Annotated in this window: 11 protein-coding genes and 1 pseudogene; 6 read left to right on the forward strand and 6 right to left on the reverse strand. The window is 55.6% G+C overall.

Annotated features, from left to right (window positions below):
- Positions 1-33: 33 nt before the first annotated feature.
- The 3 genes and pseudogenes from HWQ15_RS13610 to HWQ15_RS13620 all read left to right on the forward strand — a co-directional run bounded on the left by HWQ15_RS13610 (position 34) and on the right by HWQ15_RS13620 (position 4,984).
- Entirely contained in the window at positions 34-645 is a 612-nt protein-coding gene (locus HWQ15_RS13610) for a YitT family protein (RefSeq protein WP_022647263.1), read from the forward strand.
- 75 nt (positions 646-720) lie between these two features.
- Positions 721-1,791, forward strand: a complete 1,071-nt coding sequence (locus HWQ15_RS13615; protein WP_063149167.1) for a LacI family DNA-binding transcriptional regulator — start codon at positions 721-723, stop codon at positions 1,789-1,791.
- Between the two features lie 103 nt (positions 1,792-1,894).
- A pseudogene (locus HWQ15_RS13620) lies at positions 1,895-4,984 on the forward strand (beta-galactosidase).
- A 51-nt stretch (positions 4,985-5,035) separates the two neighbouring features.
- On the opposite strand, the gene HWQ15_RS13625 reads toward HWQ15_RS13620, so the two are convergent.
- On the reverse strand, positions 5,036-6,595 hold the full coding sequence (locus HWQ15_RS13625; protein WP_063945703.1) for an EAL domain-containing protein: 1,560 nt from the start codon (positions 6,593-6,595) through the stop codon (positions 5,036-5,038).
- 215 nt (positions 6,596-6,810) lie between these two features.
- Between HWQ15_RS13625 and HWQ15_RS13630 the strand changes: the two genes are divergently transcribed.
- Both HWQ15_RS13630 and ykgO read left to right on the forward strand, forming a co-directional pair.
- The gene (locus HWQ15_RS13630; protein WP_015571255.1) at positions 6,811-7,071 is read left to right on the forward strand and encodes a type B 50S ribosomal protein L31; all 261 of its coding nucleotides are present in this window, start codon (positions 6,811-6,813) and stop codon (positions 7,069-7,071) included.
- A gap of 2 nt (positions 7,072-7,073) precedes the next feature.
- Entirely contained in the window at positions 7,074-7,214 is a 141-nt protein-coding gene (gene ykgO, locus HWQ15_RS13635; protein ID WP_003859006.1) for a type B 50S ribosomal protein L36, read from the forward strand.
- Here the strand turns inward: ykgO and HWQ15_RS13640 are convergent.
- The gene (locus tag HWQ15_RS13640; RefSeq protein ID WP_063149169.1) at positions 7,211-7,921 is read right to left on the reverse strand and encodes a GNAT family N-acetyltransferase; all 711 of its coding nucleotides are present in this window, start codon (positions 7,919-7,921) and stop codon (positions 7,211-7,213) included. The genes ykgO and HWQ15_RS13640 overlap by 4 nt on opposite strands.
- 102 nt (positions 7,922-8,023) lie before the next feature.
- Between HWQ15_RS13640 and HWQ15_RS13645 the strand changes: the two genes are divergently transcribed.
- Complete coding sequence (locus HWQ15_RS13645) at positions 8,024-9,484, forward strand: PLP-dependent aminotransferase family protein (protein ID WP_063149170.1); 1,461 nt, start codon at positions 8,024-8,026, stop codon at positions 9,482-9,484.
- On the opposite strand, the gene HWQ15_RS13650 is transcribed toward HWQ15_RS13645, so the two are convergent.
- From HWQ15_RS13650 to tomB, 4 genes are all read right to left on the reverse strand, one after another.
- Entirely contained in the window at positions 9,456-9,923 is a 468-nt protein-coding gene (locus HWQ15_RS13650; protein ID WP_022647269.1) for a YlaC family protein, read from the reverse strand. The genes HWQ15_RS13645 and HWQ15_RS13650 overlap by 29 nt on opposite strands.
- Positions 9,924-10,039: 116 nt before the next feature.
- Positions 10,040-10,591 (reverse strand): maltose O-acetyltransferase, encoded by a 552-nt coding sequence (gene maa / locus HWQ15_RS13655; RefSeq protein ID WP_022647270.1) that lies wholly within the window; start codon positions 10,589-10,591, stop codon positions 10,040-10,042.
- Positions 10,592-10,798: 207 nt separating this feature from the next.
- A complete protein-coding gene (locus HWQ15_RS13660; protein WP_015571250.1) occupies positions 10,799-11,017 on the reverse strand; it encodes an HHA domain-containing protein in 219 nt (72 codons plus the stop codon).
- Positions 11,018-11,045: 28 nt separating this feature from the next.
- The gene (gene tomB / locus HWQ15_RS13665) at positions 11,046-11,420 is read right to left on the reverse strand and encodes an Hha toxicity modulator TomB (RefSeq protein ID WP_006809850.1); all 375 of its coding nucleotides are present in this window, start codon (positions 11,418-11,420) and stop codon (positions 11,046-11,048) included.
- Between the last annotated feature and the right edge of the window lie 427 nt (positions 11,421-11,847).

Here is an 11,847-nt window from a genome sequence, read left to right on the forward strand (position 1 = left end):
GAAGATGGAAGCTGGTTCTTCGGAGAAGTGAAAATGGTGCGTCGTCTGGTACAACTTTATGTCGGTTTAGCCCTTTACGGACTTTCAACCGCGATGTTTATTCGTTCGGATCTGGGTGTTGATCCCTGGAATGTTTTTCACCTTGGCGTCGCCATCCAGGCCGGAATGAGCATCGGCACGGTGATGATTTTAACCGGGGCTGCGGTGCTGCTGCTATGGATCCCGCTGCGTCAGCTTCCGGGGCTGGGTACGGTCAGTAACGTGATTTGTATTGGCCTGGCGGCAGATGCGTCAATGGCATTGATCCCGGAACTCACCTCGCTGCCCGTGCGCATCACCCTGCTGGTTTCCGGCATTGTGGTTAACGCCCTTGCCACCGGAATGTATATCGGCGCGGGTTTTGGCGCAGGCCCGCGCGACGGTCTGATGACCGGCATACACGCCCGGCTGGGCTGGTCGATCCGCAGCGTGCGTACCGCAATCGAGGTGACCGTGTTGATCGTCGGCTATCTCCTCGGGGGAGCGTTTGGCGTCGGAACCGTGCTGTATGCGTTAACCATCGGCCCGCTGATCCAGCTTTGTTTGCCGTGGTTTCGCCAGAGACCGCGCATGCAGAAAGCCGCGCAGCCGGAGCGGATTGCTTAATTTTGCGAAGCGCTCACAGGCTATAATGGCGTAACTGTGTCAGAATAGTGACTACCTTTTACGACGCCAGAATCTATGAAAGCGATCACTCTTTATGACGTTGCCCGCGTAGCGGGCGTTTCTTATCAGACCGTTTCCCGGGTGATTAACGACGCGGAACACGTTTCTGCCCGTACGCGGGAAAAGGTCCGACAGGCCATGGCGGCGCTACACTATGTACCTAACCGTGGCGCGCAGCAGCTGGCCGGAAAACGCACCCGCACGCTGGGGCTGATGACCAGCGATCTGGCGCTGCATGCGCCGTCGCAAATCGCCTCAGCTGTAAAATCCCGGGCAGTGGAGCAGGGGGCTGGCGTGCTCATCTCTATGGTGGAGCAGCCCGCGCAGTGTCAGGCTGCTTTGCAGGAGTTACTGGCGCAGCGCGTGGAGGCGCTGCTGGTGAACGTTCCGCTGGAAGATGCACAGGCAGAAATGCTTCAGGAAATGGCCTCGCCGACCCCGGTTCTTTTTCTTGATGTTTCCCCCACAGCTCGGGTTAACAGCCTCGTTTTCAATGCTGAACAGGGCGCTGGCCTGGGGGCGGAGCATCTGCTTTCGCTGGGGCACCGGCGAATTGCGCTGCTCGCCGGGCCGGAAAGTTCTGTCTCTGCCCGGGCTCGCCTGGCGGGATGGAAAACTACGCTGGCTCAGGCTGGCGTGGAGGCGTTTGCGGTGGCGCAGGGCGACTGGAGCGCGGCTTCAGGTTACGAGAAAGGGCATCAGCTCCTGGCGGGCGCGCAGCTGCCGGAGGCGATCCTTGTGGCGAACGATCAGATGGCGCTTGGCGTTTTACGCGCCTGTGCGGAAAAAGGCGTTGCGGTACCGGGGCAGATCTCGGTTGTCGGGTTTGATGATACGGCTGACAGCGCGTGGTTTTCCCCTCCGCTGACCACCGTTCGGCAGGCGTTCCGCGAGGCCGGTGAACGCAGCGTGGAGTGGCTCCTGGCAACAGCCCGTCACGCCGAACCCTGGCAACAACAACTTCCCGTTACGTTGATCGTTCGTCATTCCACCGCGCCGCGCGCCGTACAACAGGCCGATCGTGAAGATCTGGCGCAACAGCTAAGAATGCTGGCGCTGCTGGCGCAGAAACTGGCGCGCAGCTAGCACTTTTGTGATCGTGCTCGCCTGGTGACGATCAAAGTCTTTACCGCCACCGTTTACCAGGGCATGTTGACTAAAATTGTGAGCGCTTCGCAAAGAGGTTGATATGTCTTCTACATTGCCGCTGACCCTCAGCGCAATTCTGGCTCGTCGTGACTGGGAAAACCCGGGCGTGACGCAGTGGAATCGTCTGGCCGCACACGCGCCTTTTCATAGCTGGCGCGATGAAACCCTCGCCCGGGAGGATAAGCCTTCGCTGAGCGAGCGTCTGCTTAACGGCATCTGGCGATTCAGCTTTTTCCCGGCACCAGAGCAGGTGCCCGAGGCATGGGTAACGGGCGATCTGTCTGATGCCGTTGAGATGCCCGTGCCGTCGAACTGGCAGATGGAGGGATTTGATACCCCCATCTACACCAACGTCACCTATCCGATAAATGTGAACCCGCCCTATGTTCCGGCTGAAAACCCAACCGGTTGTTACTCGCTCACATTTGAGATGGATGATGCCTGGCTGCTCAGCGGGCAAACCCGCATTATCTTTGATGGGGTGAATTCAGCTTTTCATCTGTGGTGTAACGGCCAGTAGATGGGCTATTCCCAGGACAGCCGTCTGCCTGCGGAGTTCGACCTCAGCGCGGTGCTGCGACCGGGGCAGAACCGCCTGGCGGTGATGGTGTTACGCTGGTGCGACGGAAGCTACCTGGAAGATCAGGACATGTGGCGGATGAGCGGCATTTTCCGTGACGTCTCGCTGCTGCACAAGCCGGAAACGCAGATTGCCGATTATCAGATCGTGACCGATCTGAATGCCGAATGCGATCGGGCGCTGCTCCGGGTTGACGTTGCGCTGGAAGGCTTACGCTATGCCGAATGCGAGGTGGCGTTTACCCTGTGGCGTAACGGCGAAGCCTGCGCGCAAATCACGCAACAGCCCGGATCGGCCATCGTGGACGAACGCGGCAGTTGGGCGGAGCGGCTCACGGTGGCGATACCCGTGAACAATCCCGCGCTGTGGAGCGCTGAAACACCGGAACGCTATCGTTTGACCATGTCGCTTCGGGATATGCAGGGCAACATGCTGGAGACTGAAGCCTGCGATGTCGGTTTCAGACGCGTCGAAATCAGCAACGGCCTGCTGAAGCTTAACGGCAAACCGCTGCTGATCCGCGGCGTGAACCGTCATGAACATCATCCTGAGAAGGGGCAGGTGATGGATGAGGCGACCATGCGCCGCGACATCGAACTGATGAAGCAGCATAACTTCAATGCCGTGCGCTGCTCGCATTATCCGAATCACCCTCTGTGGTACACGCTTTGCGATCGCTACGGCCTGTACGTGGTCGATGAGGCGAATATTGAAACCCATGGCATGGTGCCGATGAGCCGCCTGGCGGACGATCCGCGCTGGCTGCCTGCCATGAGCGAACGCGTAACGCGTATGGTGCAGCGGGACCGGAATCATCCGTCCATCATCATCTGGTCCCTGGGGAATGAGTCCGGGCATGGGGCGAATCACGATGCGCTGTACCGCTGGCTGAAAACCACCGATCCCACGCGGCCGGTGCAGTACGAAGGCGGGGGGGCCAGTACGGCGGCAACTGATATTATTTGCCCGATGTATGCCCGCGTCGATCAGGATCAGCCGTTCCCGGCGGTGCCAAAGTGGTCGATTAAAAAGTGGATTGGTATGCCGGACGAAACCCGTCCGCTGATCCTGTGCGAGTATGCCCACGCGATGGGTAACAGCTTTGGCGGCTTTGCCAGCTACTGGCAGGCATTCCGCAGCCATCCCCGGTTGCAGGGCGGCTTTGTCTGGGACTGGGTCGATCAGGCGCTGACAAAAAAAGCGGAAGACGGCACGGCATTCTGGGCCTACGGCGGCGATTTTGGCGATAAGCCCAACGATCGTCAGTTCTGCCTCAACGGGCTGGTGTTTCCCGATCGCACCCCGCATCCCGCCCTTTACGAGGCACAGCGTGCCCAGCAGTTCTTTACCTTTACGCTGGTGAGCACTGCTCCGCTGCTCGTCGATATCCAGAGCGATTATCTGTTCCGTCATACTGACAACGAGAGTCTGCGATGGTCGGTGGCGCGTGACGGTGTGGTGTTGGCTTCCGGCGAAATAACCCTTTCTGTTGCGCCCCAGGGGACACAGCGCGTTGAGATCCCGCAGACTGAATTCGGCGCTGAACCGGGCGAGGTCTGGCTCAACGTGGAGATCGTTCAGCCGCAGGCCACGCCGTGGTCGCCGTTCGGCCACCGTTGTGCCTGGGATCAGTGGCCGCTCCCGGCTCCGCTGTACCTTACGCCACCGAAAGCAGGCGGAACCCCTCCGCAGTTAACGGTGCGGGACGAGGTGCTGGACATCACTCATCAGCAGCAGCGCTGGCAGTTTAGCCGTCTCACCGGCAACCTGACCCAGTGGTGGAACGCGGGCGCTGAAACGCTCCGTTCCCCGCTAACGGATAACTTTACCCGGGCGCCGCTGGATAATGACATTGGCGTCAGCGAGGCGACCCGCATCGATCCGAACGCGTGGGTGGAACGCTGGAAAGCGGCAGGGATGTATGAGATATCCTCGCGCCTTATCCAGTGTGAAGCGGAACAGCATGCCCGTGAGGTGGTGGTGACCACGCAGCACGTCTGGGAGCATCAGGGTAAAGCGCTGTTTATCAGCTACAAGGTCTGGCGGATTGATGACCACGGGTTACTGCACGGTGATGTGCAGGTGACGGTGGCGTCTGACATTCCTGAACCCGCTCGCGTGGGCCTGAGCGTTATGCTGGCGGATATCCCGCAAACGGTGCGCTGGCTGGGGCTGGGCCCGCTGGAGAATTATCCGGACAGAAAACTGGCGGCGCAGCAGGGGCGCTGGGCGTTACCGCTGGACGCCATGCAGACGCCGTATATCTTCCCGACGGAGAACGGTTTACGCTGCGACACCCGTGAGCTGACGTTTGGCTCACATCACTTCCAGGGACAGTTCCATTTCTCCCTGAGCCGTTACAGCCAGCAGCAACTGCATACGACAACGCATCACCATTTGCTACGGGAAGAGGATGGCTGCTGGTTGAATCTTGATGCCTTCCACATGGGCGTGGGGGGGGACGACTCATGGAGCCCGAGCGTAGCTCCCGCCTTCATTCTGCAAAACCGTAGGCTGCGCTACACGTTTAGCTGGCAGCAGAACGGCTGAGCTGAAACGTGCGGCCACTGCCGTGGCCGCACGTAACACCGCGTAATGGGTTTATTTCCTGAGGTTGTGCTCGGCCCAGCGAATGAAATCTTCTTTAGGCAGCGCCTTGCTGAAATACCAGCCCTGTCCGTACTGCACGCCGTGGCGATGCAACCATTCGAGCTGCCCTTCAGTTTCAATGCCTTCTGCGACCATCGCCAGCTTAAGCGATTTGGCCATTTCGATGATGTGGGGAGTCACGTTCTTATACTCCAGCGCGTCCACAAAGGATTTATCAATCTTCAGGGTATCGACATCAAGATCCTGCAAATAGCTCAGGCTGGAGTAACCCGTACCAAAATCATCAATGTAGATGGCATGCCCGGAGCGCCGAAACGCAGCGATGGCAGGGGCGCTGACGGCAGGATCGGCAAAGCCGCGCTCGGTCAATTCAAGGGCGATCTGGCGCGGGTGGACGCCCCATTTGTTGAGCAATTGACTCAGCAGGCGAGGCAGCTCGGGGGACGTTAAATCGGATGGTGCAAGGTTGACAGAAATGTGCAGTTCCGGGTGATGATGCAGCCAGGCACCTAAATCCTCAAACACCTTATTCACCACCAGCTGTGTCAGCGTTGAAATAAGCCCCGTCTGCTCCGCCAGGGGAACAAAGAGATTAGGCGACAGGTCACTGCCATCTGGCTGCGGCCGGCGCATCAGCGCTTCTGCACCCACCAGTTTTCCACTGCATAGCGCCACAATGGGCTGATAGTAAACCTCGATCTCCCGGTTGTTGATCGCGTCGATCAGCCGGTTACGCGGGGAAAGCAAACGGCGGAGGATGCGAAGCACAATAAGGGCTGCAACCAGGCTTATCAGTATGCCTGCCGGTAGCCAGATGATCAGCTGCTGATGCCAGGATGCCGCGAGCGGTTTTAACGATGCCCAGGCAATAACCGTAAGCCCCAGTTCTGGCACCGGTTTCAACACGTACATCGAGCCGTTGTATTGCACGCGCTTAACGTCCTGCTGCTCCTTAACGACAGAAAGAATATACGGGTCGAGAATATTGCTTCTGGCAAATATCCGATGGGTTTCGCTGCCCACCAGGGCGGCATCCATCGAAATGTCACCGAACGGGACAACATCCACAAGCGACGCCGGATCGACCATTACCAGATAATGTCCTTTCCCCAGAACGGCCATATAACGGTGAATGCCGAGGTCGTTTTGCGAGGTGAGCCACGCGCTATATCCGTCTGCGGTGATCCGCATCGGGGGCGGTAAGATCGCCGTATTACTGGATTGTTCCAGAGAGGAGCAGAGCGGCTTCAGGTTATCGATATACATCACTTCCTGAATATAGCGCCATGAGAACGCGACACGACGCATTTCGCGTAAGTGCGGAGGAGTGCAGGGCGGGGCGTTGAACAACTGTAGGTGCGTGAGCGCCTGTTTTGCCTGCGCAACGACTCTGTCGGTACGGATCAGGACGCGCGAGGCATATCTGTCCAGTGCATCCACAAATTTCGCCTCTGCCTGACGATGCGCCAGCCAGATACTGAGGCACACAGGGACCAGCACAGAGAAGATCAGTACGCCTGTCACCAGGCTGACCAGATGTCGGGTTCGCATGCTGCTGTATCCTTTCCATATGCCCGACCAGGGCATGGAGTTTACGCGCCAGATGAAAAATTTTTTATCGCTAAATGATATAGTTATAGCATGTAACAGTCTCTGGCAGTATTTGAAAAAACCTTTCAAAAACAGGCTGTGCGTCACAGGGGTTGTTTTTGCAGCAAAGCTCAGATAGTATTTTGTTATGTTATAACAATACATGAAGGCCAGAGATGAAACCGAATATCCATCCAACCTATCGCACCGTTGTGTTTCACGACACCACGGCTAATGAATATTTTAAAGTTGGCTCAACGATTAAGACAGACCGTGAAATTGAGCTTGAGGGGAAAACGTATCCCTACGTTACTCTTGATGTCTCCTCTAAATCACATCCGTTTTATACCGGGAAGCAGAAGACCTTCTCGACGGATGGCAGCGCGGCACGCTTCCGCAAACGTTTTGGCGGCTTTCTTGATGCGAAGCGAGGCTAATCATGCAGGTGCTTAACTCATTGCGCAGTGCAAAACAGCGTCACCCGGATTGCCAGATAGTCAAACGCAAGGGACGCTTATACGTGATTTGCAAATCTAACCCGCGCTTTAAGGCGGTGCAGGGGCGTAAAAAAAGACGCTAGAGGCGCGTTTCTCGCCAGCTTTCAAGGGATCTTTTCTGTTTGCCATCGACGGTAAAATTGTCGGTGGCAAGCCAGCTTTCAAACGCGCTCGCCAGCGCTGACCACTCTTTGTCGAGAATTGAAAACCAGTCGGTGTCGCGGTTTCGGCCTTTAATGACCAGCGCCTGGCGAAAACGCCCTTCAAACTGAAAGCCAAGACGCAGGGCCGCTTTGCGGGATGGTTCGTTCAGGCTGTTGCACTTCCATTCATAACGTCGGTAGCCCAGGGTATCGAACACGTACCGCATCAGCAGATACTGCGCTTCTGTCGACATGGGCGTGCGGCTTAACAGTGACGAGAAGTGAACATGTCCCACTTCTACAACGCCGTTTTTAGGATCGATCCGCATAAGGGACAGCGTCCCGACAGGAGATTGGGTCTGGTTATCGATAACGCTAAAGTGGATGGGATCGGATAATTTGCTCACGCTCGCCACCCATTCGGCAAACTCCTCTGCGGTGGCATCGGGTTCACGCAGCAGCCACGTCCAGCTTCGGGTATCTCCGGCCAGGGAATACGCAGAGAACAACGCGTGGGCATGCTCCACGCGCAGCGGCTCAAGCCGACAATAGCGACCCTGAAGTACCACCCGGGACGGGTGCGGGCGAGGCTGCCAGTCGGTAAGGCTTTCCCCTACATGTTGTCCAAACTCATTGAATATACTCATCTTTATTTCCACGATGTTGAAAAGATCTCCAGATTAGTGAATTACTGGTTCCTTAAAAAGAACCACCAGGCTATGTTTTGCTGGTACCACGAGGAGGTAAAGATGAATATACCGGGTGATGAGCTATACACCCTGCTCCATGCTGCGCTGAAAAAACGTGGGGAAGAAACGCTCCAGCGCGCGCTCTACCTTGCTTTGCGGGAGGCCATACTGTGCGGAAGGCTTCGGTCCGGCAGTCATTTGCCCGGCTCGCGAACGCTGGCGCAGCAGATCTCGGTGTCCCGAAACACCGTTAATGCGGCGCTGGACCAGCTCACGCTCGAAGGTTATTTGCTGCGTAGCCGCCAGGGTACGCGGGTGGGGCAATTCACTCCTCGGACGCTTGCCCGGACATTACCGGACCCGGACGTCAGGCTGACAAAACGTGTCGCGCTACTGCCCGCGCCTGTGCCGCGCGACACTCCGGTGATGGCGTTTACGCCGGGAACGCCTGCTATCAACTATTTCCCCTTGCCGCTGTGGCGGCGGTTGTACGATCGCGTCCTGCGCGAGGAGGGAAGCGCCCTGTTAGGGTATGGCGACCCGGCCGGTGAGCCGACGCTGCGGGCCGCCATTGCCCGCCATCTTGCGCTCTCCCGCGGCATTGACTGCGATGCAAGCCAGATAGTGATAACCGAAGGGGCGCTGGAGGGCGTCAATCTGTGCACGATGCTGTTAAGCGAGCCGGGGGATGTCGCCTGGGTGGAAAATCCTGGCTATAGCGGCGCCAAAAGCGCTTTCGTCAAAACCGGCCTGGCGATGACCGGCATACCGGTGGATGACGAGGGGATGTGCTGGGAAGGGCTGTGTGCGCCTTCACCCGCGCTGATTTTTACCTCGCCATCGCATCAGTTCCCTTACGGAAGCGTACTCAGCGCGCGGCGGCGTCTGGCGCTGCTGGAACTGGCCCGGCAGCATAGCGCGTGGATCATTGAGGACGATTACGACAGCGAATTTCGTTATACCGGTGAGCCCGTCCCGGCGATGCTGGGCATGCTCAACAATGCGCCCGTTGTGTATCTGGGGACATTCAGCAAAACGCTGTTTCCGTCGCTCCGGATGGGGTTCATGGTGTTACCGCCAGCGCTGGCGAAGGCGGCGCGTCCTGCCATCGGCTCGCTGCTGCGCGGCGGGCATCGCGCTGAACAGCGCACCCTGGCGCTGTTTATTGAGGAAGGCCACTATGCACGACATCTTGCCGCCATGCGCCGCCTTTACCGTAAGCGTTACCGCCAGCTGAGGGAGGTGCTGAGCGCAGAGCTTCATACGCCGCACCGTGTTCTTGCCGGGGAAGGGGGAATGCACCTGACGCTGGCGATTGACGGTATCGACGACCAGCGGCTGGTGGAGCAGGCAAGAGCGTTTCAGCTGGCACCCGCTGCGCTGAGCGGGTATTACCTTGAGACGAAGCAGGGACAAACCGGTCTGGTTTTAGGTTACGGCAATACCTCTGCTTCGCAGTTTGCGCCGGGTATTCGACGTCTTCAGGCGCTCATTACACAGCAGCGGGGCGGGAAAGGGTAAAGACATCATAAAAAGAGAGCTGGCCCTTGGTGATGACCATTTTCTGCAACTTCTCTTTTTGCCCGGCTTCGACAGCCGGCGAGTGCAGGATGCTGTCGATCAGCTCCTTCGGCACGTAACGCGTGTTGTACCACTCCCCGTTGTAGCAGACGCGGAAATCGAGTACGTCGATATCTTCATACCGGTAACGCGGATTGACGTCGAAAAAGAAAAACGCGTTAAACACCACGAACAGCACAACCAGCAGCCAGACGGAATCGACCAGCGTTTCAGACTTCAGCATGACGATAAGCGTTGCCAGCCAGGCGGCGTACATGGCGACGAACAATCCGGGATGTTTGCGAATAAAGCTGATGCTAAAGCGCGGACGATTGTCGCGCTTTTCGCGGGTATTGAGCTCGTCGATGGTGGCGGTAAGCAGGCGCTGTATCTCTGTCATTTTTTGCCTTTATGATTGTTAAAAAAACAGGTGATCTGCCTATTTTATGAGAGGGGTTTATGCGATGAAAGTAACAGTTATGCCAGGAAAAAGCATAACAGTTACTCAGGATGAGCTTAGATCATTTTAATGATTTTCGCCGGATTCCCGCCCACTACCGCATTGGCCGGCACGTCTTTGGTCACTACCGCGCCGGAAGCGATAACCGCATTATCGCCAATGGTCACGCCCGGATTAATCACCGCGCGTCCGCCGATCCAGACGTTATGGCCTATGGTGACCGATTTACCATACTCCAGCCCGCTGTTACGTTCGGTCGCGTCCAGAGGATGCGTGGCCGTATAAATGTGCACCCCCGGTGCGAGCATACAGTTATCGCCAATGCGGATAGGGCAGACGTCCAGCATGACGCAGTCGAAGTTGGCGTAAAAATTGTTGCCCAGATAGATGTTATAGCCGTAGTCGCAGCGGAAGCTCGGCTCAATATAAGCGCCTTCGCTTTGACCCAGCAGGTCAGCTAATAAGGCGCGACGTTCGGCCTTCTCATCGGGTGCGGTATGGTTATAGCGGTGAACAATATGACGAGCGCGTAAACGGTCAGCCCTCAGCGTGTCATCGCCGGGGCGATAATATTCACCGGCAATCATCTTCTGTTTTTCTTCACTCATGGGAACCTCTCTGGAATCGTTTTACGTAGCGTAAAGAGGATTAGCCAGAAAGGGAACGTTCCCTAAAAGTGGCTGTGACAGGAGTCACAACATTCTTGCGTATAAATACGTTTTATACGGGGACCTGGCGTTTGCACTTGAAGCGTAATACGAAAGGTAAATTCAGCTTAACAACGGGCGTAGTGCCTTAAAGTCTCTCTTCAACGACTAACGAACAAATTTCCATACCGAAGAGGGGATCTTGTCATAGAGTTTATTCATGGTCAGTTCAGCAAGACGATGGTCGGCAGCTGAATAAAATACCGCCAGTTCATTATCAGACAGCTCGTATTTATTTTTCTCAATAACACGTTCGAGCGTGTCAATTGACTGACAGCGTCGCAGGCGCATCAAATAATCGACTTTAGTTAATGGTTTATCAGACATAAAATTCACCTTAGTATTTGTAATAATTTTAACAGGAAAGACTAACCGGATTAGCTCTGCTGACATTCGTGAAGCAGCGAAATAGACGGTTTCCTGATTTACGCCATTTCTGCAAATCCTGTGCGTTAATGCCGTAGCTGCTGAACAACATAAAGGTGTCGTCCAGGTATTCATCAATTTGCTCTATCAACTTATTATCTTCATTGTACTTAATTTTATAATTAAGTGCGAAGGTTGCGATATGCTCGATCAGCTCATTAAGCTGTAAATTGATAGCAGACGTAGGATCGTTCACCCAGCCATGGTTACTTTCTTCAAGATTGGCAAGGCAGTCATGGTACAAGGATTCGCAGAGAAATTTCAACTGCGCGATATCATGCCTTTTTGGCGAGTACTCGTCCATAGCGCATCCCCTTCTGAGTGATTTTTTACTCACCGAACATCATGTCGGGATGGATACAATTTGCTTAGCCACACGGGAGCTGTGTTCCTGATAACACTAACTATAAGCCACTCTGATCAGGATTTCACCGCGCTATTACGAAAAATTACAATTAAAACGTTTCCTTGCGAGCGCTTACGCAAATGTGACCTCTGACGCGAACACTTTTATCGAGAGAAACCCTTTTTTTAATCCGTTCCTTAAGATTCATTGAGTTAGCGCAATGTTTCATTTGAAGTCCGGATTCAGATGTCTTCGGCATTTACGATGATTTAGGATTTGTCCGAATATTTTAGGCGATGAATTGATATTGAAAGAATGCTGAATTCTACGATTAGCTTATCGGATTATTATGATAAGTCTTATCAGGACGGGTGAAAATAAATAA

The organism is Enterobacter sp. DSM 30060 (assembly GCF_013375955.1).
Classification (GTDB): domain Bacteria; phylum Pseudomonadota; class Gammaproteobacteria; order Enterobacterales; family Enterobacteriaceae; genus Enterobacter; species Enterobacter intestinihominis.